Raw genomic sequence first — 24,238 nt, forward strand, 5'->3', positions numbered from 1 at the left:
TTCGGTTGGGAGACTCAGGTTTGGAGCGGGCGACGAGGATCGAACTCGCGACACCAAGCTTGGGAAGCTTGTACTCTACCAGCTGAGCTACGCCCGCTCGAATGGGAGGAAATACCACTTCGCCGAGGTTTGTCAAGCTGTGCGAGGCCGGCCCGCGAAAAAAGACGACCGCCCCGGCCGGGTTTCGCCCGGCCGGGGCGGTCGAGGCTGGCCCGCATGTTGCATGCGCTGGGCCGAGGAGGGCCGCTTCCATGGAAATGAGCATGTACAGCGCGGTTTTCGGCGCACTCTCAACGGAAACGCGTCTCAATATTTCCGCCAATAATTTGGCGAACGTCAACACCACGGGCTACAAGCGCGACCGGGTCTCCTTTGAGGACACCTTTTACCGCTACGCCCACGACTACCATATGGACCCCCGGGGCGACATCCGCCAGAAGCAGCTCTTGCCCCGGGCCGACCTCATTGCCAAGCCCCGCCTGGCCATGCAGCAGATCGACTTCGCCCAGGGGGCGCTGACGGCCACCGGCAACCCGCTGGACCTGGCCATCCAGGGACCGGGCTTTTTCAAGGTCTCGGCCGGCCAGGGCAATGCCTACTACACCCGAAACGGGGCGTTTCACCGCTCGGCCGAAGGGATGCTCGTCAACGACCAGGATATGCCCGTCCTGGGCGGCGGCGGCCCCATCCAACTGCCAGAGGGCCGCATTTCCGTGGGCGGCGACGGCGCGGTTTATGTCGATGGGGCCCAGGTCGGCCAGGTGGACGTGGTCACCGTGCAAAATTCCGACGCCCTGATGAAATATGGGGCAAACCTCTACATGCCCCAGACCGGAGCCACCATCCAGGAAGGGGTCATGCGGGCCGGAACCACCGAAGTGGCTCAGGGCTTTCTTGAAAAGCCCAACGTCGAGGTGGTGGAGGAGATGGTCTCCATGATCGAAACCCAGCGCACCTTTGAAGCCTATCAGAAGGTCATGACCAGCGCCAACGAACTTGACACCAAGGCCATCCGCGTCGGCACCGACAAGATGTAAGGCCAAGGATCCGGAGGGATACTGCTATGATGCGATCACTGTGGACGGCCTCCACCGGCATGGTGGCCATGCAGATGCAAATCGACACCATGTCCAACAACCTGGCCAACGTGAACACCGTGGGCTTTAAAAAGAGCCGGGCCGAGTTCGAGGACCTCATGTACCAGACCTTGCAGGTGGCCGGCACCGAGACCGTGGGCGGCAACCGCCTGCCGACGGGCCTGCAGGTCGGCCTTGGCGTCAAGCCGACGACGGTGCACAAGTTCTTCACCCAAGGCGACATGCAAAACACCGGCAACCAGCTCGACATCGCCATTCAAGGCGAGGGCTTTTTCAAGGTCGACGTCAACGGCCGCGAGCTCTACACCCGGGCCGGTTCCTTCAAGCTCAACCAGGACGGCACCATCGTCACGGCCAACGGCTATCCGCTCCAGCCGGCCTTTTCCGTGCCCACCGAAACCAAGACCATCACCATCACCGAAAACGGCCACCTGTCCTGCCTGGACGCCAACAGCGCCGAGCTGGCCGCCACTGACATCCCGCTCTACACGTTTATCAACAATGCCGGCCTGACCGCCGAAGGCCGCAATCTCTATTCCACCAGCCAGGCCTCGGGCGCGGCCAACGAGGTCACCCCCGGCAACCAGAACGCCGGCACCCTGGCTCAGGGGTTCCTGGAAATGTCCAACGTGGAGCTCGTGGACGAAATGGTCGGGCTTATCGTCGGCCAGCGGGCCTACGAGGCCAACTCCAAGTCCATCACCACGGCCGACGGCATGTTGCAGGCCGCTGTCAACCTCAAGCGTTAAACGGGCGTCCGTCGTCCGGTTTCGTCATTTGGGGCTCGTCCCGCCGCCGCCGCCCGCAACCGGCGGGCGGCGGCGCGGGGAGAGCCCGACAGCCAAGGAGGTCGCCATGAAACGCCGCGCCATCACCATTCTCACCGTCGCCGTCCTGGCCGCCGCCTGGCTCCTGGCCGCCCTGCCGGCCGGGGCCGGACTGTGGCGGATCACCGTGCGCGAGGCGGCCACGGCCGCCGGCGAGCGGGTGCTGTTGTCCGAAATCGCCGAACCTTCCGGCGAATTTCCGGCCGACGCCTGGGCCGTGCTCGGGGCCACGCCCCTGTGGTACGCCCCTGAGGCCGTGGGCCGCGTGGCCGTCATTCCCTCGGCCAAGGTCATGGAAGGGCTGCGCTATTATCTGCGCGACGCGCCGGTGGAATACGCCCTGCCAAACCAGTTGACCATGCGGCGCGGGGGCAGGGTGGTTTCCGGCCAGGAGCTGCGGGCCATGGCCGTCGAAACCTTGACGCCCAAGATCGAGGCCCTTGGGGCCGAGGCCAAGCTCTTGTCGGTTTCCGCTCCGGACCATCTTTTCGCCGACGACAATGCCAGCGTCGGCATTGAAGTCGCCGAAGTCCAGCCCGGCCGCACGACCTTTCGCTACGTGGTGACCGGACCCGGGGCAAGAATCTTGCAACAAGCCCCGGCAGAGGCCGTGGTCGAACATTTCGGCCGGGTGCCGGTGGCCATCAAGAACATTCTGCCCAAGGACGGCGCCGCCATGGAACAGATCGCCTACGTCTACGAACGCCGCAACCTGGCCGGGATCAAGGGCCGGGTGTTCGAGCCGGGCGACGGGCAGTGGCGGGCCAGAAAGGGCGTGGGCACGGGACAGGTCCTCATGGCCGACGACATGGAACCCATGCCGCTTATCGTCCGGGGCGATCAGGTCAAGCTCATCTACCAGGGCCGGGCCGTGCGCCTGACCATGCTGGCCGAGGCCATGACCGACGGCGCGCCCGGCGGCAAGATCACCGTCAAGAATAACAAGTTTGCCAAGGAAATCACTGGCCTCGTCAAGGACAAGACGACGGTGGTGGTGCAGTAGGAAGCTTAGAGTCCCTTCGCACGGACCGCGAAACGCAAAGGAACACGCGCCATGAGACGCACACCGCTTATCCCCCTGGCCCTTATCGCCGCCGCCGTCGTCGGCTGCGCGCCGGCCACCAAGCAGGCCGCCCCGGCTCCCCAGATGACGCCGCCCGTGGCCAAGGCCCCGCCGCCGGCCGACAACCCCGGCTCCATCTACAGCCAAAGCCAGCCCACCTTCCTTTTCGACGACACCCGGGCCCGGCGCATCGGCGACATCCTCACCGTCAACATCGTGGACACCTCCAAGTCCGACCTCAAGGCCGAGACCAAAAACGACCGCACGGCCAGCAACGAACTCGGGGTGCAAAACTATTTCAGCAACAAAAACGTGGCCGGCAACCTGTCCGGCCAGCTCGGCGGTCCCAACTTCGGCATGAACGGGCTTATCGGCAGCGATCCCATCGTCAAGACCAACACGGCCCAGAAGTTCCAGAGCAAGGGCGAGACCAAGCGCGAATCGGCCGTCACCGCCTCCATCGGCGCGCGCATCGTCAACATCCTGCCCGGCGGGGTGATGCAGGTCGAAGGGGCGCGTCAGACGCGGGTCAACGACGAAAACCAGATCATCGTCATCAAGGGGTTGGTGCGGCCCATCGACATCGGCCCCAACAACACCGTGCTGTCGACCATGCTGGCCGACTGCCAGATCGAATACTACGGCGAGGGCGACCTGGCCGACCGCCAGAAGAGCGGCTGGCTTACCCGCATCCTGGACAACGTCTGGCCGTTCTAACCCGGCGCGACACAAAACACTGCTTCGGCCGTCCCTGCCGCCTGACTCAGGCCGCACGGACACGACAAGAAGGATTACCAAGGGGAGCGTATGGACATGCAACCCAATGCAAACGCCCGGAGGGCGAAGACACGGCGTCCGGCCCTGGCCGTCATGACGGCGGCAATGCCGGACAGCCTGCCGGCCATGGTGGCCGTGCTCATCCTGGCCGCCCTGGTGCTCGGCGTGGTCCACACGGCCCACAGCGCCCGCATCAAGGACATTGCCACGGTGTCGGGCATGCGCAAGAACCAGCTGGTGGGCTACGGCCTGGTGGTCGGGCTTTCCGGCACCGGCGACCAGCGCGGCTCGGATTTCACGGTCCAGTCCATCTACAACATGCTCGACAAGATGGGCGTGCGGGTGGACAAGGCGACGCTCAAGCCCAAAAACGTGGCCGCGGTCATGGTCACGGCCCAGATGCCGGTGTCGTCCAAGGCCGGCAGCCGGCTCGACGTCACGGTGTCGTCTATTGGCGACTCCACGAGCTTACTTGGCGGCGTGCTGCTGGTGACGCCCTTAAAGGGCATTGACGGCAACATCTACGCCATCGCCCAGGGTTCAGTCCTTGTCGGCGGCGTGTCGGCCCAGGGGGCCGGGGCGTCGGTGTCCAAAAACATCACCACCGTGGGCATCGTGCCCGGCGGCGGCAACATCGAACGCAGCGTGCCCTTTGCCTTCAACGACCAGCCCGATCTGACGCTGTCCCTGCGCAGTCCCGATTTTTCCACGGCCACGCGATTGGCCAAACGGGTCAACGAATCCCTGGGCCAGGCCATGGCCACGGCCATTGACGCCGGCACCATACGGCTGGCCGTGCCGCCCGAGAACCAGGGCAACCTGGCCATGCTCATGGCCTCCATCGAAAATCTCGACGTCACCCCGGACCACCGGGCCAGGGTGGTGGTGGACGAAAAGACCGGCACGGTGGTGCTGGGCCAAAACGTCCAGATTTCGCCGGTGGCCGTCACCCACGGCAACCTCCAGATCCAGATACAGGAATCGGCCGACGTGTCCCAGCCGTTGCCCTTCTCCGACGGCCGCACCGTGGTCACGCCCGAGACCAACATCGCGGTCAACGAGGAGAACAGGAAGCTCAAGATGATCGAAGGCGCGACCCTGCAAGAGCTGGTCGAGGGGTTAAACGCCCTGGGGGCCACGCCGCGCGACCTCATCAGCGTCCTGCGCACCTTGGAAGCCTCGGGGGCGCTCTCGGCCGACCTCGAAGTCAACTAGTCCGGCCGCTGCCGGGCCGGCGCGCGCCGCGCCGTTCGCCAGAAAAGGCATCGCCGCCCCGGCGTCCGTCACGGACCGCCGGGGCGTTTTGTTGCGCAACCGGCGGGGCAGGGGAGGGAGGCGGGCCCTTCACCCATACAAGGGCCGGGAGCCTCAGGCCCTCAGCGGGGAGGGCAAGGCAGAGGCAGCGTCTCTCCTGCCCGTCGTAGTATCGGTGGTTTCCGTCAAGGGCCGTTCGCCTCCGTATGGGCCTATCCTCGCCGAAACCCCTTAAACACTTCTCCATGTGGGGGGTCTGGGGGCCTCAGGCCCCCAGCCGCCGGAGGCTCTTCTCTCCCTCTCCCAGCCAAACTGGCCCGCAATTTGCCTTACCTGGGGTGTCGGGGCCGATTGGCCAAAAAACCGACGCCGGACCAGCGAGGATGATTGCCATGAGCGTTCCCGAGGGCATGGCCGATGTGGCCGCCACCGCCTCTTTGCACAGCGACGTCGCGCAGAAGCTCGAGATCGACGCCCTGCGCCAGACGCTTTCCGGCGGCAAGGACAAGGAAGCCAAGCTGCGCGAGGCCTGCCAGGGCTTCGAATCGGTGTTCATCTCCAAGCTCTTTTCCCAGATGCGGGCCACGGTCCCCAAGGACGGGCTTTTGCGCGGCCAGTACGAGGACCAGTATTATTCCATGTTCGACAAGGCCATGTGCGACAAGATGGCCGAGGCCGGCGGCATTGGGCTGGCCGACATGATGTACCGCCAGCTCAAGGGCAAGGTGCTGGGCGGCGGCGAGAAGGCGGGCATCGGCGACGTGTTGCCGGCCAACCGGCCGACCGGAACCCATGGCCTGGGCGTGGCTTCGTCCAATCTGACCGTCACGGACGCGACCCTGCCGCGCGGCGGCCGGCCGATCCAGGCGCAGCAGCTTTCGCCGGCCGTGGCGGCGGCCCTGGCCCGGCCCGGGGCGGCGGCCCATGGCCAGTCGGCCAGGCCGGCGCTCAGTCCGGCCCATGATCCGGCAGAGGGCAGCCGTCAAAACGATGACGGGCTGGCCGAGGCCCAGGCGGCCCGGCCCATGGCCGCGCCGACCAGGGGCGACATCACCTCCGATTACGGCTGGCGCACCGATCCCTTCAAGGGCGGCAAGGCCTGGCACGCCGGCATGGACATCGCTGCGGCCGAGGGCGATCCGGTGGCCGCCTGCTGGGACGGGGTGGTCACCTATGCCGGAACCAAGGGCGGCTACGGCAACGTGGTGGAGGTGGAGCATCCCGGCGGCTGGAAGAGCGTGTACGGCCATTTGCGCGGTTACGCCGTGCGGCCGGGCGACAGCGTCCAGGCTGGCGGAAAAATTGCAGAGGTAGGAAGCACCGGACGCTCCACCGGGCCGCATTTGCACTTCGAACTGCGCCGGGGCAGCGAAACGGTGGACCCGCATGGCCTGCTGGCCGCTTCGGGAGTCCTGCAGGGTCCTCTGTAATATAATGGAATTACGAGCAAAAATCGAGGAACGCCATGAAGGGTCTGATACTTTCGAACCTGCGCCGGCAGCTTGGGGCCGTCACTCTCCTGGAAAGCCTTCTGGCGGAAGAATTTTCCCATCTTTCCACGCGCCAGCCAGCGGCGGTAGCCTCGGTGGAATTTTCCATCCAGGAGTTGCTGCGCCAGATCACGGCGGAGCGCCACAGCCTCCACGCCCTGTACGCCGCCCTGGACCCCCAGGCCAAGCGGCTGGCCGATCTGGCCGGACAGCTCGACCCCCAGACCCGGGAGGCGGCCCAGGGCCTTTATGAGGCCATCGAAAAGACCGAGCAGCGCTCGGCCAAGCAGGCCTCGCGCAACTATGCCATGGCTCTTGGGCTGTATGACGTGACCAAGTCGAGCCTGGACAACCTGCAAAAGCTCATGACCCCGAAAAAGGGCGTCTACGGGGCCAGGGGCCGCATGGCCTCGGCCACGCCGCCTCCGGGCATGATCAGCGGGAGGCTCTGATGTCCGGCATCACTTCCCTGCTTTCCATGGGGGCAGGGGCCCTTCGCGCCAACCAGGCGGCCTTGCAGGTCACCGGCAACAACATTTCCAATGTTGACACCGAGGGCTACAGCCGCCAGTCGGTGGTGCTCAAAGACGGCCAGTACGTCAACACGTTCACCGGCCAGGTCGGCACCGGCGTGGTGGCCCAGGAAGTGGTGCGCGCCCATGACAAGTTCGTCGAGGCCCAATACCTGACCAAGGTGTCGGCCCGGGACCGCTACCAGACCCTCTACAACGGCCTGCAAAGCGTGCAGAACCTCGTCAACGAGTCCAACACCGACGGGCTCAACACCTCGCTGAACAAATTTTTCGACGACTGGGGCGACCTGACCACCAGTCCGGAAAGCGCCGCCGTGCGCCAGACCCTGGTGGACGACACCGAGACCCTGCTCAGCACCCTGCGCTCCCAGGCCGATTCCATGCGGCAACTCGAAGACCAGGCCAACCAGAGCATCGCCGCCGGCGTCGATCAGCTCAACGAACTGGCCAAGGACATCGCCGACCTCAACAACCAGATCAACCAGACCCAGATCGACGGCAAGAGCAATCCCAATAATCTCTACGACCTGCGTGACGTCAAGCTGCGCGAGATGGCGGGCCTTGTCGACATCAGCGTCGTTGACAATGGCAAGGGCAACATCACGGTCTACACCACGGCCGGCCAGACCGTGGTGGACGGGGTGGTGGCCTTTGATTTCAAGTTCGAGCAGGGCCAGACCGTGCGCCAGCTTTCGCCCACGTCCCTTGGCCCTCCCGTCAGCGACGTCCAAGCCTACTACGACGGCGCCGACAACGACGAATACACCCTCAAGGTGGTGTCGGGCGGCGCCGTGGGCGGCGGCGCGGCCTTTCAGGTGTCCCTGGACGGCGGCCGCACCTGGCTGACCAACGACGACGGCACGACGGCGGTCTATCAGGCCGAGGCCGCAGGTTCCAAGGTCCGGGTCGGCGACCTCGACATCTGGTTCGCCAACGTTGACGATCCGACCACGCCGGCCGCCGACAACCTCAATGTCGGCGACACCTTTACCCTGGTCCCGAAAAAGGCCCTGTACTGGTACACCACGGCCGGCACGGCCGAGAACATCACCCCCCAGCAGTACGCCGACGGCACGGACAACACCCGGCGTCTCACCGGGGGGGCGCTGGCCGGCGCGTTCCTGTTCCGCGACGAGGAGCTTGGCGAGTTTCAGGACACCCTCGACGCCTTTGCCAAGAGCATGGTCTGGGAGGTCAACCGCATCCATTCCCAGGGCGCGGGCCTGAAGAATTTCAGTTCGGTCCTAGGAACAAACGCCGTGGTCGATTCGACTTTTGCCCTGGATTCGCCGACTTCCGGTCTTGACTACGGCAACCGCCTCCAGTCCGGCGCGTCCATGATGTACGTCTACGACGCGAACGGCGCGCTCACGGCCAGCGCCGCCATCAGCTTCACCCCCGGCGACTCCCTTGACGACGTCATCACCGCGATCAACGGCGCCTTTGGCGGCGCCGTCACCGCTTCGGTGGTCAACAGTCGGCTGTCCATCGTGGGAACAGGCGGGGCGACTTTCCAATTCGGCGACGATTCTTCGGGTGTTTTGGCCGCCCTTGGCGTCAACACGTTTCTCACCGGCTCACAGGCTTCGGACGTGGCCGTCAACGATGTCGTCGGCACCGACCTCAACCGGATCAACGCCGGCCACGTGGGGGCGGACGGGCTGGTGGCCGTGGGCGACAACCTCACGGCCAAGGCCATGACCGAACTGGAAAACACAAAAATCGCTTTTTATGTCGCGGGCAAGACCACGGTGAACCAGACGCTTACCGACTATTACGCCTCCCTGGTTTCCAAGGTCGGTTCGGACACCGCCGCCGCCTCGTACCAGGCCACCTACCAAGCGGCCCTGGCCGCCGAGCTCAACGAGCAGCAGCTCTCGACTTCCGGCGTCAATCTTGATGAGGAACTGACCAACATGATCAAGTTCCAGCATTCCTACCAGGCCGCGGCCAAGCTCGTCAGCACCGCCAATTCGATGTTCGAGACAGTCCTGGGGCTCAAGAACTAGGCTCCCGGAGGTTCACCATGGTCATGCGCGTCGCCCAGCAAAGCATCTACGGCTCCATCGTCCGGCAAAACAACGCCGCCTTGAGCAAGCTCATGGAGACCAATCTCCAGTCGTCCACCCAAAAGCGCATCAACGCGCCCTCCGACGATCCCAACGGCGCGGCCTTGGTGCTCCAGACGCGCTGCGACATCAGCCAGCTCACCCAATACAAGCGCAACATCACCAGCGCCGAAGGCTGGCTGACCCAGTCCGACAGCGCGCTGACCTCGGTCAGCACGCTCATCACCTCCATCAAGGGCTATGCCGAGCAGGGGGCCACAGGCTCGGTCACCGAGGAGAACCGGGGAGAGATCGCCTCGGCCGTGCGCCAGTATTTCCAGCAGCTCATCTCCCTGGCCAACACCGAATACAGCGGGCAGTCGTTGTTTGCCGGCCAAAAAACCAATGCCGAGGCCTTTTCGCAGTCCCTGTGGATGAATTCCAATGACGCGGCTTTCGACGCCGTGGTCGCCTCCAACGGCGGCTTCACCCTCACCGGTTCCAGCAATTCCACACTGCTGGTGCAGTTCATGGGCACCGACACCGCCGGACACCAGCCGGCGTTTTCCTACTCCGCCGATGGCGGGACCACCTGGACCGCCGGCTCCTACAATACCGCCACCACCGACGATCCCCAGGAACTCAACCTCGGCGGCGTGACCATGACCCTGGGCAATGACGCCCTGGACAGCGTCACGGCCTGCGCCGACCACGAGGACGCGGACGGCACCTGGATGTGGATCCGGCCCACGGCGGTCTACAACGGCAACACCAACGACGGCGTGACCGTCGTCAACGCGACCGGTTCCGTGGCCACGGTCACGGCCTCGGTGGCCGGGGTGTTTTCCGGCAACGTCGCCGTGCGTCTGGACGAGGACTGCGATTTCAGCGCGCCCTTTGCCTATTCCTACAGCACCGACGGCGGCCGCTCCTGGGTGTCGGGCAACACCTCGGGCACGCCCAGCGGCACGACGGTGAGCCTGCCCGTGCCCGGCGGTTCGCTGACCCTCGACAGCGCCGCCACCGTGGTTTCCGGCAGCCAGTTCTTCATCCAGCCCAGCACCGCCGACATCAACGTGGCCATTTCCCCCACGGACTCGGTCACGGTCAACGGCGTGGGCAAGGACATCTTCGGCGGGGTCTACAACGGCCAGGCCGTGACCTTCGAAGGGTCGGTGGACGCCAACCTGTTCGAGACCGTGGGCAAGCTCGTGGGCTACCTCGAAACCAACAATCAGCAGGGTTGCCAGGAAGCCCTGGATCAGCTGACGGCGTCCCAGGAGCAGGTGCTCACCGTGGCCGCCTCGGTGGGCGCGCGGGAAAATCGGGTGACGGCGGCCGGCGTCATGGTCGATACCCTGGCCGAGAACGCGGACGACACGCTGAGCAAAACCGAGGACGCCGACTTGACCGAGCTCATCACCAAGCTGGCCCAGCAGGAGCTGGCCTATCAGGCCGTGCTCAAGTCCTCGAGCACGGTGATGAACCTGTCCCTGGTCAGCTATATTTAGCGGCCGTGGCTCCAGGCGTTGACAAAGGCCGGCCCACACGGCTAGAAGGGTCGATAACCGGGCGCGAAGACGGCATTTTTCGCGTCCAGAAACACAAGTGGGGGCGTGGGCGTTCATGCTCATCTTGACCCGGAGGCCGGGCGAAAGCCTGCACCTCGGAGACCATATCAAGATCACCGTCCTGGGGGTCCAGGGCAAGCAGATCAAGATCGGGCTGGAAGTGCCCGACGACATGCAGGTGTATCGCGAAGAGGTTTATCTGCGGGTGCTTGAACAGAATCGGCAGGCGCTTTGCGCCATGGATTCCGATGTCCTGGCGGCGGCGAAGTTATGGCCAAAAAAAACGAACGAATAGTGGAAACGCGCCTTGGGCGCTTGACGTTGCCGGAAGAACGGGTGCTGCAATTCCCCAGGGGCCTCATCGGCTTCGGGGATCAGCGGGAATTCACCCTCATCCAGGTGCGCGAGGACTCCCCGTTTTTGGTGCTGCAAAGCCTCGACAACCCGTCGCTGGGGCTGCTCGTGGCCGATCCCTACTCGTTTATGACCGAATACGAAGTGGTCATCGGCGAGGCGGACCGGCGGCTTTTAGGCATCGACTCCCGGGAGCAGGCCACCGTCCTGGTCACCGTGACCATCCCCCAGGGGATGCCCGAGCGTACCACCTTAAATCTCAGCGGCCCCATCGTGGTCAACAACGAAGCCCGCGTCGGCCTGCAAATTCCCCAGACCGACTCGCGCTATCCGGCCCATTATACGCCGGGCATGGCCACTCCCAAAAAGAGCTGACGCCTTCCCGGACCCGGCGAGGCGGTCCGAAAAGGCGTCAGGAAATACTTGTCCGTTGTTCGCGTCGCCGCGTGGCCCTAGGGGCTTCGCGGCGCGTTTTTTGGCGCGCGCCTAGCCGAACAGTTCCGACTCCATGGTCAGCAGCTTCTCGGCGATTTTCTTGGAGTCCGGCTGGTAGGTGCCGGCCTCCACCTGGGCCTTGAGGGACGCGACCTTGTCGGCCCGCGATTCCGGGGCTTCCTGTGCCGTGCGCGTGGCCACGGACACGAGCCTGCCGCCGTCGGAAAGCGTCACCCGGTCGGCCGACGAACCGGACGCGCCGCCGGAGTTGTCCGTCTTGCCCCTCGACACACTTGAAGATTCGCCGGAGTCGCTGCGCCCGACACGATTTTGCCCGTAGGGCTGATTGATTCCGAAGATGTTCTTGATGTCCATGGCGACCCCCCTCCCGCGTTCTCCGCACTGTACTTATCGGCTGCGGGGGGACCGATGATTAGAGCATGGTTGCGTCAACTTTTTCCAGGGCCAATTCCCACAGCCGCCGCATGGCGGCCGCCTTGGCCTCGCCGACGAGGGGCACGGCTTCTCGTCCCGGGTCCTTGCGAAAAATCTGCATTTCCTGTTCTTCCGGCGGATAGGCGAACACCACGGGGAAACCGAGTTCCTCTTCCAGTTCGGCCTTGAGCTCCTCGACCACCGGCGTGTCGCTGCCGGCCACGATGCAGTTCTCCACGATCTCGGCCGCCACCCGCCCCACCAGTTCCCGGCGCTTGGCTTCCCGGGAAATCTGGGATTGCTCGTCATCGACAGGCTGCAGCGACCGGCGGAACCGGGCCAGCCGCCGGGCCGTGGTCACCTGCCTTCCGTAGGTGCGCAACATGGCGCTGACCTGATAAGGGATGGCGGTCACGGCGAATGGCTCCTTCTCAGGGGTCTTATCGGACGCTTCGCCCTAACCTTTAGAGGTGTCGGCAAAAAAAATCCACGCCCAATCGCCCGGAAACCCCGGGCCGCCTTCCTTGTATCGCTTGCCCCTTTGCCTTATAACACGCTTCCCCCGGCCTGACCGGGGCAACAACAACCGGACACACGCCATGTCGCGCCCCATACGCACCGTTCTCGTCATCTACAAAGCCGACCACGACCAGGCCCGGGCCATGGCCTGGACCGTGGCCCAATGGCTTGCCGCCCGGGACGTCGTGTGTCTCGTGCGGGAAAACCTGCCCGACGCCGCCCACGCGGTCCTGCCGGCCGGGGTCGTGGTGGCCACGCCGCCGGATCTGGCCCTGGTCCTTGGCGGCGACGGCACCATGCTCTCGGCTGCCCGCAAGCGCGTGGTCGATGGCGTGCCGCTACTGGGCATCAACCTCGGCCGGGTGGGGTTCATGACCTCGGCCGGCCTGGCCGACTGGGAAGACGTGCTCGGCGACATCCTGCAAAACGGTTTTGTCGAGACCCGCCGCCTCATGATCGAGGTGGCCGTCATCCGTCGGGGCGAGACGGTCTTTTCCACCATCTCGGTCAACGACGCCGTGATCAGCCGGGGAGCCATGGCCCGGCTGGCCGCCTTTGACGTGACCCTTGGCGACACCGACGTCTGCACGCTGCGGGCCGACGGCGTGGTCATCTCCACGCCCACCGGCTCCACCGCCTACTGCGTCTCGGCCGGCGGGCCGCTCATCTACCCGGGCCTGGACGTCCTGTGCGTGGTGCCCATCTGCCCGTTTTTAAGCGACTTCAAACCCGTGGTCGTGCCGGCCGACGCGCCGGTGCGCCTGGCCCTGTCGGCCCCGGAAACCAACATGTACCTGACCTGCGACGGTCAGGAACTCTTTGCCCTGGACGACCACGACGTGGTGCTCGTCACCAAGGCCGACCGCTGCCTGCGTCTGGCCAAGCGCCCGGGGGAGAGCTATTTCGAGCGCCTGCGGCTCAAGGGATTTATTAACCGCCCATGATCCAGGAAGTGCCCTCCGTTCTGCCCGTCCCCGGCCAGGCCCCGCGCTACGGCGTCGATCCCATTCTCGACGCCTGGCTTTTGCATTTCATGACCGAGAACAACCTCGAACACTCCATCGACCCGGAAAAAAACGCCTCCCCCGAGCAACTGCGCTTCATGGTGGCCCTGGCCCCGGACCAGATCTATGTGCCCTGCACCGACGCCATGTTCGGGCACCTGCTCACCGAACAGGCCGATCCGCAGGTGGTGGCCGAGTATGACGCCCGCCTGGCCCGCATCGACGGGCTCATCGACGCGTTTGTCCCTGACGACTACACCCGGCGCAAAATTCGCACCCTGTGCCAGCTCAAGTACCGTCAGGCCCTGGTCAAGCCCACGCTGATTCCCTCGCGCCTGGGCAAGCGCCTCAACACCATTTTTCTCACCCAGTCGGGCCTGGACGACCCCTACCGGGAACGCCGCCGGGCCGCTAACCGCCGGGCTTTCGCCTTCATCCAAAGCGAAACCTTTCGCGGCATGCTCCACGCCTGCCCGACCGATCTGCCCGGCTGCGGCTCCATCCCCGAGCTGCGCCATGTCCTAGATCTGCTGGAGCTCAAGCGGCTGTTCGCCATGTCCGTCATGCCCGAGGTCTGGGAGGGCGACGGGGCCTGCCCCGGCCCGGAAGCCCTGGACGCGGTCATGGAGAGCTTCCCGCCGGAGTTTTCCCGGCTGGAGACCATGCTCGACCCCCGGCGCGGGGCCAGGCTCAAGATCCTCTATCTCGTCGATACCGCCGGCGGGGTCATGTTCGACCTGCTGGCCGTGCGCACGCTGTTGCGCATGGGCCACCGGGTCATGCTGGCCTTCAAGGAGGGGTTCTACTTCGAGGCCCCGACCATCTGGGACACCGACGGCGACCCCATCCTGGACACGGCCCTGGCCGACGCCCATTTCCTCACCGACCAGCGCATCACCAAAAACGATCTGCTGCAGGTCATCCGTGAAAACCCGCTCACCGTCATCTCCGACGGCACCCGCGAGCGGCTCAATCTCTACCGCGTGTCCGTGACCTTCGCCCGGGCCTGGAAAGAGGCCGATCTCGTGGTGGCCAAGGGCGAGCGCAACCACCGCCGGCTCATCCTCACCAGCCACCAGTTCACCCGGGACGTGGCCGCCTTCTACCGTCTGCCCGGCGACGGGCTGCGTTTCGACTTCAAGCCCCGCGCCCCCGGAGCGGTGTCCTTTACCGAGGCCGAGATCACGGCCAAGGCCGAGGAGATCATCCTCGGCATGCGCCAGGCCAAGACGGCCGGACGGTCGGTGATGTTCTACAGCGCTATCATCGGCTCGGTGCCGGGCCAGACCAAGGTGGCCATCGAGCTGGTCACGGCCTTTGTGGCCTACCTGCGCCGCAAGTCGCCCGGGGTCTATATCATCAATCCGGCCGAGCATTTCGAGGAGGGCATGGACGCCGACGATTTGATGTTCATGTGGGAAAAGGTGCAGCGCAGCGGCCTTATTGACGTGTGGCGGTTCCAGACCCACTTCGACATCGAAAAGAGCTTTGAGCTCATCGGCCGCAAGGCGCCGCCGGTCTGGGCCGGCAAGGACGCCACCTTCTCCACCGGCTGCACCAAGGAAATGCGCATCGCCCTGTCCATGCAGCAGCGCCACCGGGAAATGCAGATCATCGGCCCGGACCCGGAAAAGTTCTTCCGCCGCCGCGAATACGGCGTGGGGCGGTTCTGCGACGCGGGCATCGATTGCGGGTAGGGGAGAGCGGAAGAGCCAAAAAAGAGGCCCCCGGCGGCCGGGGGGATGATCCCCCCGGACCCCTGCAAAGGGAAAGGCCAGGCGTGACTTCAGGAAAAAGGGCCGCGGCGCAATGCCGCGGCCCTTTTTGGTGGAGGGAGCGTTTTCCCGTTTCGGGAGCTGGAGCGGTTTTCGCCTGCCCTGGTCTGCTAGCCTTTGAGCTTGGCCGCGATGTCGGCGGCGACTTTTTCGCCCGACAGCAGCATGCCGCCGAAGATCGGCCCCATGCGGTAGGAGCCGTAGCTGGCGTTGGCGGCCATGCCGGCCACGTACAGGCCCGGGAAAATCTCGCGGGTGTTCTTGACGGTGTTGATCTCGGCCGTATCGGCCCACATGGACTGTTCGCCCTCGATGCCGCCCGAGGGCGTGTTGAGGCGCACGTCGTTTTTGCGCACCAGGGTTTGCAGCACTTCCACGGCGTGGCCAGTGGCCTCGACGAGGTATTTGGAACCCAGCACCACGGGATCGACGTGCAGGCCGGCGATCTCCACGGGCGAGGAGTTGATGACGATGCCGGTGACGCGTTTGACGCCGTTTTCCTCGCGCAGCATGACGTCCTCGACGCTCATGCAGTTGAAGATCTTGGCGCCGGCCAGGCAGGCGGCCGAGGCCAGGGTGGTGGTGGCGGCCACGGCGTCGGCGGTGAAGTAGTTGTCCTTGTAGCGTTTGACGGGCACGCCCACGTCGGTGAGCAGGTGCACGCTCTCTTCCTGGACGACGATCATGTTAAACGTCATGCCGCCGCCCCACATGCCGCCGCCAAGGGATAGCTTGCGTTCAAAAAGGGCGACGTTGAAGCCGTCTTTGGCCAAAAGCCGGGCGGCGGTCATGCCCGAGGGGCCGCCGCCGACGATGGCGACGTCAAGATCAAGGCTCGATTTGAACTTCTCGAAATAGGTCTCCAGGATGGCCTGGGTGATAACGCGTTCGTCGAGAGACATGTGTTGGGTCCTTGTCGCTTCGGGTTGATGCTACTTCCCGCCGATGACGGCGCGAATGGACTCGACATAGGGCGCGGTCAGCACGCCGCGCTCGGTGATGATGCCGGTGATGAGTTCGGCCGGGGTGACGTCGAAGGCATAGTTGTAGACCGGGACGTTTTCCGGGGTGATGCGGTATTCGCCCACGTGGGTGACTTCGCGCGGGGTGCGGTCCTCGATGGGGATCTCGTCGCCGGTGGCGATGCGCAGATCGAAGGTGGAAGCCGGGGCGGCCACGTAGAAGGGCACGCCATGGGCCTTGGCGGCCAGGGCCACGGTGTAGGTGCCGATCTTGTTGGCGGCGTCGCCGTTGGCGGCGATGCGGTCCGCGCCGACCACGACCTTTTGCACCATGCCGCGCTTCATGAGATGCCCCACGGCGTTGTCGCAGGCGACGGTCACCGGGATGCCTTCCTTGGCCAGCTCATAGGCGGTCAGGCGCGCGCCCTGCAAAAACGGCCGGGTCTCGTCGGCGATGACCTGGATGCGTTTGCCCTGCTCGAAGGCGGCCCGGATGACGCCCAGGGCCGTGCCGTAGCCGGCCGTGGCCAGGGCGCCGGCGTTGCAGTGGGTGAGCACGGTGTCGCCGTCGGCGATAAGCTCGGCCCCGTTTCTGCCCATGGCCTTGTTGATCTTGATGTCTTCGCTGTGCATGTCCTGGGCCAGGCCGAGCCAGGCCGAGAGCAGCGTGTCCAGGGAGACGTCGCCCAGGGCGGCCCATTTCTCCCGCATCCGTTCCACGGCCCAGCGCAGGTTGACGGCGGTGGGCCGGGCCTGTTCCAGCTCGACAAGCAGCTCCCGCAGGCGGTCCTTCCAGGCGGCTCCGGCCTCGGCCGCCTCGCGCCCGGCCAACCAGCAGCCGTAGGCGGCGGTGACGCCGATGGCCGGCGCGCCGCGAACCACCATGGTTTGCAGGGCGTAGACGGTGTCGGCGGTGTTGCGCACCACAAAGCATTCCTCGCGGTCGGGCAGGAAACGCTGGTCAAGGAGGAGCAGGGCCTGTTTGTCGGCGGAAAAGGCGATATGGTCGGTCATGGCGGCTTCCGGGATAGAGAGTGTCCAAAACGCGCCCCGCGCCGCCGTCCGGCGGTCGGGCAGGCCCTGGCGGCCAGGGCGGCATCAGTCGCAAATTTGGCGTGTTGCGTTTCACCCTGGCCCGGGCGGCCGCCCAAAAGGCGTCGCCGCAAGCCACGCGCAAAACCCTTCCGCGCAACGCTCCGGGCGGTTCGCCACGTCATGAGGCTGCGCCGCGTCCGAGCAAAAAAAGCAGCAGGCCGCGTTCATCGCGGCCGGGATTTCTTTCGTCTTCGGCGCGCGGCCCTAGCCGAGCTTTTTTTGCAGCAGTTCGTTGACGAGCCCCGGGTTGGCCTGGCCCTTGGTCGCCTTCATGATCTGCCCCACGAAAAAGCCCATGAGCTTGGTCTTGCCGCCCCGGAAGGCTTCCACCTCGGCCGGGTTGGCGGCCAGCACGGCCTCCACGGCAGATTCCAGAGCGCTGGAATCGGAAATCTGCGACAGGCCCTTTTGACGCACGTAATCGGCCGGGTCAAGGCCCTGGGCAAAGAGGTCGGGGAAGATCTGCTTGGCGATCTTGCCGGAGATTTCGCCGGAGTCGATGAGCTTGATGAGGGCGGCCAGTTTGTCGGCGGTGAGCTTGGCTTCCCGGGCGGTCAGGCCGGCCTGGTTGAGTTCGCGCAACAGTTCGCTTTGCATCCAGTTGGCGGCCTTTTTGGGGTCGGCCCCGGCGGCCACGGCGGCTTCGAAGTATTCGGCCATGTCGCGTTCGGCCGTGAGCACTTCGGCGTCGTAGTCGGACAGGCCGAAGTCGGCGACAAAGCGGGCGCGGCGGGCTTCGGGCAGCTCAGGCAGCTCGGCGCGCCATGTTTCCAGGGTGGCGGCCTCAATGCGCACGGGCACGAGGTCGGGGTCCGGGAAATAGCGGTAGTCGTGGGCCTCTTCCTTGCCGCGCATGGAGGCGGTGCTGTTTTTGGCGGCGTCGTAGAGGCGGGTTTCCTGGATGACCTTCCCGCCGTCGTCGAGGATGTCGGCCTGGCGTTCCACTTCGTATTCGATGGCTTTCTGGACGTGGCGGAAGCTGTTGAGGTTTTTGAGTTCCGCCCGGGTGCCGAACTCGGCTTGGCCCACGGGGCGCAGGCTCACGTTGGCGTCGCAACGAAAGGAGCCTTCCTCCATGTTGCCGTCGCAGACGTCGAGGTAGACCAGGATGGCGCGCAGGGCCTTTAAGTAGGCCACGACTTCCTCGGGGCCGCGCATGTCCGGTTCGGAGACGATCTCGATAAGCGGCACGCAGGCCCGGTTGAGGTCCACGTAGCTCAAGTTGTCGGCGGCGGAGTGGATGTTCTTGCCGGCGTCCTCTTCCATGTGGATGCGGGTGATGCCGACGCGTTTGGCCGCGCCGTCCACGCTGATGTCCACATGGCCGTGCTCGCAGATGGGCTGCTCGAACTGGGAGGTCTGGTAGCCCTTGGGCAGATCGGGATAGAAATAGTTCTTGCGGGCAAAGACCGAGACCGGATTGACGGTGCAGCCCGTGGCCAGGCCCATCTTGGCGGCGTACTCGACGACCTTGGCGTTTAAGACCGGCAACACGCCGGGCATGCCCGAGCAGACCGGGCAGACGTTTTCGTTGGGATCGACGCCAAAGCGGGTGGAGCAGGAGCAAAAGATTTTGCTTGTGGTTTTGAGCTGGGCGTGGACCTCGACGCCGATGACCGTTTCGTACCTGGCCATGAAAGGGGCTCCTTGCGGCGGCCGCGCAAGCCTGCGCGGCGTGAAATTTCGCTGGCGGGTGTACCCCGCTTCCGGCAAGCCGGTCAATGGCGCGCCAAGGCGCAACTTGGTCCGGCAAACGGTTGTAATTTTGGAGCGGCGGGCCTACAACGGTCATGGGCGCGCCCGCCTGCGCCGGCTGGCGGCGGGATGTCCCACCATATTACAGGACGCGAGGCATGCCATGGGTCGAATCGACATGTTGACGGGACGCGGCGGACGCGTTGCCGGTTTTGTTGCGGCGGTTTGCTGTCTGGTCGTGTTGGCGCTTTTTGCCCCGGGGCAGGCGGCGGCCCAGGACTATGACTCCATGATGCCGGAGCAGCTGGCCAAGGAATTGCGCAAGGCCGAGACCGAGTACCGCAAGGTGATGGAAGAGGTCCGGGCGGCGGAAAACGAGCGCATCGCCCGCAAGGCGGCCGGCGCGGCCGACGCGGCCCTGGCCGAGGCTGACGCGGCCCTCAAAAGCCTGCTCGACAAGGCCGAGGAACTCAAGATCAAGACCGACTACATCGATGAACTCTACGAAGCAAAGCGGAAGGAATACAAGAACAAGTAGTCCTGAGGCCTTGTCTTGGCAAACGGCCGCCGCTGGAGTTCCGGACTCTGGCGGCGGCCGTTTGCGTTAGCGGGTTTGTGACAGGATTGTAAAGAACTGTTGCGGTATTGGCTTGCCAAAAACATGAGCATTGTCTATGAAGGTTCCGTGGGAGTTGTATTGTTGCTGCACGAACCAAGGAGGAGGAACATGAGAAAGTGGATTTCCGCTGCACTGTTGGCCTTGACTCTGGGGATGTGTTTTGCTCCGACCGCCGCCATGGCGGCTGATCCGGCTTCGACGCTGTATCAGAGCATCGTCGATGCCCTCGGCAACAACAACGGCAAGTTTGAGTCCGTTGACTTTTTCCTGATCTGGCTCAACTAGTCGTATTACAGCATCGCGTTGTACGGGGTCGCCTGAGCGGCCCTTTTTTATTGGGCATGGCCTGCTTTGCCGGATGTCTTTTGCGGTGCAGAAGCGTCAAGCTGGCGTCGGATTCTCTCCCGAACGCGATGCCAGGGGGGAAACATCTCATGCCGGACGGGAAACATAACAGCCGGGATGTTTGAAAGAGAGACCAATCAATCAGCCGCTGTTCCTTGAGCCGATTGCCTGGAGAAGCGGAAATGGCATCAGGCCAAAGGGGAGGCCAGCAAAGCGGGCGAGCCGGCCATGAGCGCCTTGGATGTCCCCAGGGTCGTCTCCAGGGTATTGGTCGCGTAGCGCGTAAGCATCCCCAAGGTCGCATCCTGGGGGATCAAGGCCTTGCCGGCCAAACCGGCGTAATCCTCGGGATACCAGCTGGCGTAAAAGACCGACGTCTCCGAACCCGGGGCCGCGCCTTCGAGCACGGTGCGGTCGGCGTCGTAGACCCAGGCCGTGTCGCCCTCGGGGGTTACTTCCACCAGGGTGCCGGCGTCGCCCACGGTGGTGAGGGTGTTGCCGTCGGGCAGACGCTGGGCCCCGCTCATGCGGGCGGAATAATACGTGGTCGGCGTCTGGGCCGTGTAGGACCAGCTTGCTTCGGCCGGGCCGTAGGTTCCGTCGGCGGACAGATAATAGATCCCGTCCCCGGCCGTGGGCACGGCCAGTTCCAGCACACGGGAATACTTGCCGCCCAGGCGCTCGGCTCCGTTGTCGAAAACCAGGATATTGCCGGCCCCCGGCAGGCCGTCGTCGATCCACTTGGCGTCGTGCTGGCCGTTAAGCTCGCGGTCGGCCCGGGTTCCGGCCCGGTAGGCCTCGGGATTGCCCCAGCGGTAGAGCAGGTCGCCGCCGTGGCCCCAGTCCCCGCCCGTGTGGCCGGCCGCCTCGGCCGTGGTAGTCGTGTGGTCGATGATCCAGATTTCATTGTAGTTGCGCACGCTGACGAGCACCTGTCCGGTGTCTTCGTCGAAGTCCACGCTGTTCATATGGGTCCAGCCGTCCGGGAAGGAGGGGCGGCCCTCGTAGTTGAAGTCCACGAGTTCCGGGTGGGCGGCAACGTTGCCGTACGTGGCGCTGCCGGGGTTCACATCCTGGACAATGTGGTCGATGGCCCGCCACTCCCAGACCACCTCGCCGCCGGTAAGGCCGTCCGGCTTCACTTCCACGAGCTTGTCGGCCACGAGATAGCCGTCGCGCAGCTTGGCGGGATCGCGGCCCAGGGCCAGGGCTTCGTCGGCGGTGATGATCTCGGCGGCGATAAACAGCACGTTGCCGTTTGGCAGGACGGTGAAATCGTGGTGCTGGAACTCCTCGGCGTCGTTGTAGAAATACTGCCAGACCAGATTGCCGTCCCAGTCGTATTCCTCAATGACGCCGCCGGAACCGTGGATATAGTGGTCATTGGCTACCTTGCCGGCCCGGAACAGATGGCCGTCTTCGGTGAGCGTGGCTGTCAGCCCGGCGTTGAAGTCGCTCTTCCACGTATGGACCACCGCGCCGCCCCGGTCGACGAGATAGGTAAACGTCGATTCCTGGGGGGCGACCAGAACGTAACCGGAAAGCACGGACTCGCTCATAAAGCCTCGCCGAAAGCTGTTGTCGTCAGACGGCCCGGGCCAAGCGCCGCATCATGATTTTGCCACAGTCGCCGGTTCTTCGGAAGCCTTGCGGCCGCGCCAGGCGGCGGCGAAGTCGAGGTAGCCGGCCACCCGGTTTTGCCGGTCGTAGGCCGGCGATTCCTCGGGGCGCGGGGCAATGGCCCAGGTCCAGGTCCGGTCCGGCGGCGGCAGGGCAACGCCTTCCAGGGCGTCGCGGCTTTCGAGCACCTTGTCGCCGTCCACCCGCTCCCAGGCCGTGTCGCAGCACAGGCAGACCCGGCCGGGCAAATCGGCCAGCCAGTCGCCGTGGGCCGTGACGATCCCCGTGTAAAAGGCCTGTCGGGCCTCGTCGGACAGGCGGCGGCCCAGGCGCGAATAAAACGGGATGGCCAGTTGGGAGGCCAGATTGACCGAGGCCGTGAAGTCCGGGGCAATGCCGGGCAGCGGATCAGGCAGGGGCACGGGGGAGGGCAGGGCGGTCCGGCCCTTGGCGACGTCGCGGGCGACCCCGGCCAGGCCCGTCACGTCGGCGGCGACAAGGCGCACGTTGGGTAAGTCCTTGGCCAGCTTGCGGGCCTGCCAGGGATGGTGGGCATCGACCAGCACCACCTGGGCGAACTGTCCGGCAAGTTCCGCCACGGGCACGTCCAGACAGGCCCCGGAACCGAGAATCACGGCCGTGCCGCGACCCGAGGCTAAAGCGGCGGCGTCAAGGACCAGCCGCCTGGCGGCGGCCAGATGCGGTTCCCAGGCTGCCCGGCAGCGGCGGTGGCGGGCGTCAATGGAAACGGCCTCTCGGTCCTGGCCCAGACTGCGGGCCAGACGCGAACCCCGGTCGCGCCACAAGGCGAACAGTTCCCGAAGCATGTCCCCTCCGTCAAAGCAGTGTAAACCAACCCGGCGAGAGCCGGCAAGAGGGGCGGAACCTTGCCCGCCACCTTGCTTTTCTTGACACCCCCCGGGCCGGCTCCTAGTGTCGCACAATGCCCAATCGGTTCGCCCGAAACGCGGCGGGCCGGCAACCCGAGGAGGTATCCATGCGACGCATCCTGTGGACGGCGGTCCTGTGCGCCTGGCTGGCCGCCGTGCCGGCCGGCCGGGCAGCCGCCCAAACCGCTCCGGCCGAACCGGCCAAGACCGCGGACATCACCCCCGAGGCCAAGGCCCCGGTGGAGGCCATGTGCGCCTTTCTGGCCGGCAAGAAAACCTTTAGCTTCTCCGTGGAAATCAGTGAGGAGCAGGTCTACCCCAGCGGCCAGACCGTGCAGCTCACCCGGTTTGCCGATGTGGCCGTCAAACGCCCGGACAAGTTGTATTCCCGGGTCACCGGCGACGAACGCGACCGGGAAATGGTCTACGACGGCAAGACCGTGACCATGGCCGACTACGACCGGGGCGTCTACGCCGTGGTGGACGCGCCGCCGACCATCGACGCCACCATTGCCATGCTGGCCGACACCTACGGCATCGTCGCGCCGCTGTCCGACCTGCTCTACGCCGACCCGTGCCGGGAAATCCTGGCCAACGTGCGCACCGGGGACTGCGTGGGCGTGCACACCGCCGGCGGCGTGGCCTGCGACCATCTGGCCTTCACCCAGAAAAACGCCGATTGGCAGCTGTGGGTGGAAAAGGACAAGACCCCGCTGCCGCGCAAGGTGGTCATCACCGACAAGCACGTCATGGGCTGGCCCCAATATGCCGCCGTTTTCTCCGACTGGAACATGACGCCCAAGCTGCCGGCCGATCTTTTCACCTTCAAGCCCGGCAAGGAGCTGCGGCGCATTGAGCTCAAGCCCCTGGCCGAGGGCCAGGCGGCCCAGGGAGGCGGCCATGAATAAGCCCACTCGACGCGTCCGGCTGGCCGGGGTCGTCCTGGCCCTGGCCGCGGCCCTGACCCTGGTCTTTGATGCTCCCGGCATCGTGGCTCTGTCCCATCTGCTGACGCCCGAGGCCCAGGCCCGGGGCGGCGGCTTTGGCGGCGGTCCCCACGGCGGCGGCGAGGGAGGCCCCCGGCCCGGCGGTTTTGGCGGCGGCCCGCGCCCGGGCGGCTTCGGCGGCGCGCCGAAGCCCATGGCCCCGCCAAGCAGCGGCCTGCGCTTCGGCGGCGGCCCGCCCATGGGCCCCACGCCCACGGTCCGTCCGCCCGCGCCCATGCCCAAACCCAATTTTGCGCCCATGCCCGGCCCGGTGCCGGTGGCTCCGGGCGTCGCGCCGCGTCCGCCCGTTCCCGGCCCGGGCTACGGCCCCCGACCTATCGGGCCGGTTCCTGTCCCGGTTCCCGGTCCCGGCTATGGCCCCCGGCCCATCACGCCCGTGCCGGTTCCAGCCCCCGTGCCGGTGCCCGTGCCCGGTCCGCGCCCCTGGGGACCGCCGCCGCCCATCGCCCCCGGCCCCTGGCTGTGGGCCCTGCCCGCCGCCGCCGCCGCCGTCACCATCGCCGGCATGACCTACTATAACGTCCACAATACCTGCTATATCGAACAGTATCAGGGCGACCGCGTGGTCTACGTCCCGGTCAAGGGTCCCTGCCCGCCGCCGCCGTATTGAGCCGGCAACAACCGCACAAAAGCATTCCGGTGTCCGGGAGAGGGCAACCTCTCCCGGACCGCTCCGACGAAGCCCCCTCCAGCCAAATCCGGTGGCACAAGGGGATGAGGACGGTCCGAAACCCTTGCCCGGTTCCCGGCCTGGCGGCCGCCGTGGGCTTGACCGGCTCCGAGGCGTTGCATAATGGCTGTTGACATGTCCCCCCAAGCCATG

Annotated in this window: 24 protein-coding genes and 1 tRNA gene; 17 read left to right on the plus strand and 8 right to left on the minus strand. The window is 65.5% G+C overall.

Translation table 11 applies throughout. The features are described from left to right. Positions 1 to 21: 21 nt before the first annotated feature. Positions 22 to 97 (minus strand) — tRNA-Gly (locus C3Y92_RS06460). Between the two features lie 154 nt (positions 98 to 251). Here C3Y92_RS06460 and flgF point away from each other — a divergent pair. The 11 genes from flgF to fliW all read left to right on the plus strand — a co-directional run bounded on the left by flgF (position 252) and on the right by fliW (position 11,389). Further along, complete coding sequence (gene flgF, locus C3Y92_RS06465; protein WP_129350832.1) at positions 252 to 1,037, plus strand: flagellar basal-body rod protein FlgF; 786 nt, start codon at positions 252 to 254, stop codon at positions 1,035 to 1,037. 26 nt (positions 1,038 to 1,063) lie between these two features. Continuing rightward, positions 1,064 to 1,846, plus strand: coding sequence for a flagellar basal-body rod protein FlgG (gene flgG, locus C3Y92_RS06470; RefSeq protein ID WP_129350834.1), 783 nt, complete (start codon positions 1,064 to 1,066; stop codon positions 1,844 to 1,846). A 106-nt stretch (positions 1,847 to 1,952) separates the two neighbouring features. Continuing rightward, positions 1,953 to 2,927, plus strand: a complete 975-nt coding sequence (gene flgA / locus C3Y92_RS06475; RefSeq protein WP_129350837.1) for a flagellar basal body P-ring formation chaperone FlgA — start codon at positions 1,953 to 1,955, stop codon at positions 2,925 to 2,927. 51 nt (positions 2,928 to 2,978) lie between these two features. Then, positions 2,979 to 3,704, plus strand: coding sequence for a flagellar basal body L-ring protein FlgH (locus C3Y92_RS06480; protein WP_015861798.1), 726 nt, complete (start codon positions 2,979 to 2,981; stop codon positions 3,702 to 3,704). 186 nt (positions 3,705 to 3,890) lie between these two features. Next, complete coding sequence (locus C3Y92_RS06485; protein WP_235669691.1) at positions 3,891 to 4,979, plus strand: flagellar basal body P-ring protein FlgI; 1,089 nt, start codon at positions 3,891 to 3,893, stop codon at positions 4,977 to 4,979. Positions 4,980 to 5,410: 431 nt separating this feature from the next. Next, on the plus strand, positions 5,411 to 6,448 hold the full coding sequence (locus C3Y92_RS06490) for a peptidoglycan DD-metalloendopeptidase family protein (RefSeq protein ID WP_129350840.1): 1,038 nt from the start codon (positions 5,411 to 5,413) through the stop codon (positions 6,446 to 6,448). 35 nt (positions 6,449 to 6,483) lie between these two features. Further along, the gene (gene flgN, locus C3Y92_RS06495; RefSeq protein WP_129350843.1) at positions 6,484 to 6,960 is read left to right on the plus strand and encodes a flagellar export chaperone FlgN; all 477 of its coding nucleotides are present in this window, start codon (positions 6,484 to 6,486) and stop codon (positions 6,958 to 6,960) included. Continuing rightward, a complete protein-coding gene (gene flgK, locus C3Y92_RS06500; RefSeq protein ID WP_129350846.1) occupies positions 6,960 to 9,050 on the plus strand; it encodes a flagellar hook-associated protein FlgK in 2,091 nt (696 codons plus the stop codon). Before flgN ends, flgK begins: the two co-directional genes overlap by 1 nt. Before the next feature lie 17 nt (positions 9,051 to 9,067). Continuing rightward, positions 9,068 to 10,600 (plus strand): flagellar hook-associated protein FlgL, encoded by a 1,533-nt coding sequence (gene flgL, locus C3Y92_RS06505; protein ID WP_129350849.1) that lies wholly within the window; start codon positions 9,068 to 9,070, stop codon positions 10,598 to 10,600. Positions 10,601 to 10,715: 115 nt separating this feature from the next. Beyond that, complete coding sequence (csrA, locus tag C3Y92_RS06510) at positions 10,716 to 10,955, plus strand: carbon storage regulator CsrA (RefSeq protein ID WP_006918472.1); 240 nt, start codon at positions 10,716 to 10,718, stop codon at positions 10,953 to 10,955. Next, positions 10,931 to 11,389: a flagellar assembly protein FliW gene (gene fliW, locus C3Y92_RS06515; RefSeq protein ID WP_015861792.1), complete on the plus strand. Its 459-nt coding sequence runs from the start codon at positions 10,931 to 10,933 to the stop codon at positions 11,387 to 11,389. The genes csrA and fliW overlap by 25 nt, the downstream gene beginning before the upstream one ends. A gap of 111 nt (positions 11,390 to 11,500) precedes the next feature. Here fliW and flgM read toward each other — a convergent pair whose 3' ends face one another. After that, the gene (flgM, locus tag C3Y92_RS06520) at positions 11,501 to 11,824 is read right to left on the minus strand and encodes a flagellar biosynthesis anti-sigma factor FlgM (RefSeq protein WP_129350852.1); all 324 of its coding nucleotides are present in this window, start codon (positions 11,822 to 11,824) and stop codon (positions 11,501 to 11,503) included. Positions 11,825 to 11,882: 58 nt separating this feature from the next. After that, complete coding sequence (locus C3Y92_RS06525; protein ID WP_129350856.1) at positions 11,883 to 12,299, minus strand: DVU0524 family FlgM-associated protein; 417 nt, start codon at positions 12,297 to 12,299, stop codon at positions 11,883 to 11,885. Between the two features lie 184 nt (positions 12,300 to 12,483). Between C3Y92_RS06525 and C3Y92_RS06530 the strand changes: the two genes are divergently transcribed. Further along, a complete protein-coding gene (locus C3Y92_RS06530) occupies positions 12,484 to 13,347 on the plus strand; it encodes an NAD(+)/NADH kinase (RefSeq protein ID WP_129350859.1) in 864 nt (287 codons plus the stop codon). Next, complete coding sequence (locus C3Y92_RS06535) at positions 13,344 to 15,104, plus strand: ARMT1-like domain-containing protein (protein WP_129350861.1); 1,761 nt, start codon at positions 13,344 to 13,346, stop codon at positions 15,102 to 15,104. Before C3Y92_RS06530 ends, C3Y92_RS06535 begins: the two co-directional genes overlap by 4 nt. A 188-nt stretch (positions 15,105 to 15,292) precedes the next feature. On the opposite strand, the gene C3Y92_RS06540 is transcribed toward C3Y92_RS06535, so the two are convergent. From C3Y92_RS06540 to gatB, 3 genes are all read right to left on the minus strand, one after another. Beyond that, the gene (locus C3Y92_RS06540; RefSeq protein WP_129350864.1) at positions 15,293 to 16,084 is read right to left on the minus strand and encodes a sulfide-dependent adenosine diphosphate thiazole synthase; all 792 of its coding nucleotides are present in this window, start codon (positions 16,082 to 16,084) and stop codon (positions 15,293 to 15,295) included. Between the two features lie 30 nt (positions 16,085 to 16,114). Then, the gene (gene mtnA / locus C3Y92_RS06545) at positions 16,115 to 17,158 is read right to left on the minus strand and encodes an S-methyl-5-thioribose-1-phosphate isomerase (RefSeq protein ID WP_129350867.1); all 1,044 of its coding nucleotides are present in this window, start codon (positions 17,156 to 17,158) and stop codon (positions 16,115 to 16,117) included. Between the two features lie 285 nt (positions 17,159 to 17,443). Further along, the gene (gatB, locus tag C3Y92_RS06550; RefSeq protein ID WP_129350870.1) at positions 17,444 to 18,874 is read right to left on the minus strand and encodes an Asp-tRNA(Asn)/Glu-tRNA(Gln) amidotransferase subunit GatB; all 1,431 of its coding nucleotides are present in this window, start codon (positions 18,872 to 18,874) and stop codon (positions 17,444 to 17,446) included. A gap of 223 nt (positions 18,875 to 19,097) precedes the next feature. Between gatB and C3Y92_RS06555 the strand changes: the two genes are divergently transcribed. Together C3Y92_RS06555 and C3Y92_RS21105 are read left to right on the plus strand one after the other, a co-directional pair. Next, positions 19,098 to 19,472 (plus strand): hypothetical protein, encoded by a 375-nt coding sequence (locus C3Y92_RS06555; protein WP_129350873.1) that lies wholly within the window; start codon positions 19,098 to 19,100, stop codon positions 19,470 to 19,472. Between the two features lie 189 nt (positions 19,473 to 19,661). Continuing rightward, on the plus strand, positions 19,662 to 19,838 hold the full coding sequence (locus C3Y92_RS21105) for a hypothetical protein (protein ID WP_165352074.1): 177 nt from the start codon (positions 19,662 to 19,664) through the stop codon (positions 19,836 to 19,838). Between the two features lie 248 nt (positions 19,839 to 20,086). Here the strand turns inward: C3Y92_RS21105 and C3Y92_RS06560 are convergent, their stop codons facing one another. Both C3Y92_RS06560 and C3Y92_RS06565 read right to left on the minus strand, forming a co-directional pair. After that, positions 20,087 to 21,457, minus strand: a complete 1,371-nt coding sequence (locus C3Y92_RS06560; protein WP_129350876.1) for an aryl-sulfate sulfotransferase — start codon at positions 21,455 to 21,457, stop codon at positions 20,087 to 20,089. Positions 21,458 to 21,508: 51 nt separating this feature from the next. After that, a complete protein-coding gene (locus tag C3Y92_RS06565; RefSeq protein ID WP_129350879.1) occupies positions 21,509 to 22,345 on the minus strand; it encodes a hypothetical protein in 837 nt (278 codons plus the stop codon). A 170-nt stretch (positions 22,346 to 22,515) separates the two neighbouring features. Here C3Y92_RS06565 and C3Y92_RS06570 point away from each other — a divergent pair, with 170 nt between their 5' ends. Continuing rightward, a complete protein-coding gene (locus C3Y92_RS06570) occupies positions 22,516 to 23,316 on the plus strand; it encodes a DUF2092 domain-containing protein (protein ID WP_235669633.1) in 801 nt (266 codons plus the stop codon). Next, positions 23,309 to 24,025: a hypothetical protein gene (locus tag C3Y92_RS21400; protein ID WP_235669634.1), complete on the plus strand. Its 717-nt coding sequence runs from the start codon at positions 23,309 to 23,311 to the stop codon at positions 24,023 to 24,025. Before C3Y92_RS06570 ends, C3Y92_RS21400 begins: the two co-directional genes overlap by 8 nt. Positions 24,026 to 24,238 lie beyond the last annotated feature (213 nt).

Source organism: Solidesulfovibrio carbinolicus, from assembly GCF_004135975.1.
GTDB classification, from domain to species: Bacteria; Desulfobacterota; Desulfovibrionia; order Desulfovibrionales; family Desulfovibrionaceae; genus Solidesulfovibrio; species Solidesulfovibrio carbinolicus.

What these genes read in the sequence shown, in the direction of transcription:
- C3Y92_RS21105 (WP_165352074.1), top strand. Translation starts at nt 19,662, where the DNA reads ATGAGAAAGTGGATTTCCGCTGCACTGTTGGCCTTGACTCTGGGGATG.
- C3Y92_RS06490 (WP_129350840.1), top strand. Translation starts at nt 5,411, where the DNA reads ATGAGCGTTCCCGAGGGCATGGCCGATGTGGCCGCCACCGCCTCTTTG.
- C3Y92_RS06555 (WP_129350873.1), top strand. Translation starts at nt 19,098, where the DNA reads ATGGGTCGAATCGACATGTTGACGGGACGCGGCGGACGCGTTGCCGGT.
- fliW (WP_015861792.1), top strand. Translation starts at nt 10,931, where the DNA reads ATGGCCAAAAAAAACGAACGAATAGTGGAAACGCGCCTTGGGCGCTTG.
- C3Y92_RS06540 (WP_129350864.1), bottom strand. Translation starts at nt 16,084, where the DNA reads ATGTCTCTCGACGAACGCGTTATCACCCAGGCCATCCTGGAGACCTAT.
- mtnA (WP_129350867.1), bottom strand. Translation starts at nt 17,158, where the DNA reads ATGACCGACCATATCGCCTTTTCCGCCGACAAACAGGCCCTGCTCCTC.
- C3Y92_RS06565 (WP_129350879.1), bottom strand. Translation starts at nt 22,345, where the DNA reads ATGCTTCGGGAACTGTTCGCCTTGTGGCGCGACCGGGGTTCGCGTCTG.
- C3Y92_RS06560 (WP_129350876.1), bottom strand. Translation starts at nt 21,457, where the DNA reads ATGAGCGAGTCCGTGCTTTCCGGTTACGTTCTGGTCGCCCCCCAGGAA.
- C3Y92_RS06480 (WP_015861798.1), top strand. Translation starts at nt 2,979, where the DNA reads ATGAGACGCACACCGCTTATCCCCCTGGCCCTTATCGCCGCCGCCGTC.
- flgL (WP_129350849.1), top strand. Translation starts at nt 9,068, where the DNA reads ATGGTCATGCGCGTCGCCCAGCAAAGCATCTACGGCTCCATCGTCCGG.
- flgF (WP_129350832.1), top strand. Translation starts at nt 252, where the DNA reads ATGGAAATGAGCATGTACAGCGCGGTTTTCGGCGCACTCTCAACGGAA.
- C3Y92_RS06570 (WP_235669633.1), top strand. Translation starts at nt 22,516, where the DNA reads ATGCGACGCATCCTGTGGACGGCGGTCCTGTGCGCCTGGCTGGCCGCC.
- C3Y92_RS06485 (WP_235669691.1), top strand. Translation starts at nt 3,891, where the DNA reads ATGGTGGCCGTGCTCATCCTGGCCGCCCTGGTGCTCGGCGTGGTCCAC.
- flgN (WP_129350843.1), top strand. Translation starts at nt 6,484, where the DNA reads ATGAAGGGTCTGATACTTTCGAACCTGCGCCGGCAGCTTGGGGCCGTC.
- flgM (WP_129350852.1), bottom strand. Translation starts at nt 11,824, where the DNA reads ATGGACATCAAGAACATCTTCGGAATCAATCAGCCCTACGGGCAAAAT.
- csrA (WP_006918472.1), top strand. Translation starts at nt 10,716, where the DNA reads ATGCTCATCTTGACCCGGAGGCCGGGCGAAAGCCTGCACCTCGGAGAC.
- C3Y92_RS21400 (WP_235669634.1), top strand. Translation starts at nt 23,309, where the DNA reads ATGAATAAGCCCACTCGACGCGTCCGGCTGGCCGGGGTCGTCCTGGCC.
- flgK (WP_129350846.1), top strand. Translation starts at nt 6,960, where the DNA reads ATGTCCGGCATCACTTCCCTGCTTTCCATGGGGGCAGGGGCCCTTCGC.
- flgA (WP_129350837.1), top strand. Translation starts at nt 1,953, where the DNA reads ATGAAACGCCGCGCCATCACCATTCTCACCGTCGCCGTCCTGGCCGCC.
- C3Y92_RS06530 (WP_129350859.1), top strand. Translation starts at nt 12,484, where the DNA reads ATGTCGCGCCCCATACGCACCGTTCTCGTCATCTACAAAGCCGACCAC.
- gatB (WP_129350870.1), bottom strand. Translation starts at nt 18,874, where the DNA reads ATGGCCAGGTACGAAACGGTCATCGGCGTCGAGGTCCACGCCCAGCTC.
- C3Y92_RS06535 (WP_129350861.1), top strand. Translation starts at nt 13,344, where the DNA reads ATGATCCAGGAAGTGCCCTCCGTTCTGCCCGTCCCCGGCCAGGCCCCG.
- flgG (WP_129350834.1), top strand. Translation starts at nt 1,064, where the DNA reads ATGATGCGATCACTGTGGACGGCCTCCACCGGCATGGTGGCCATGCAG.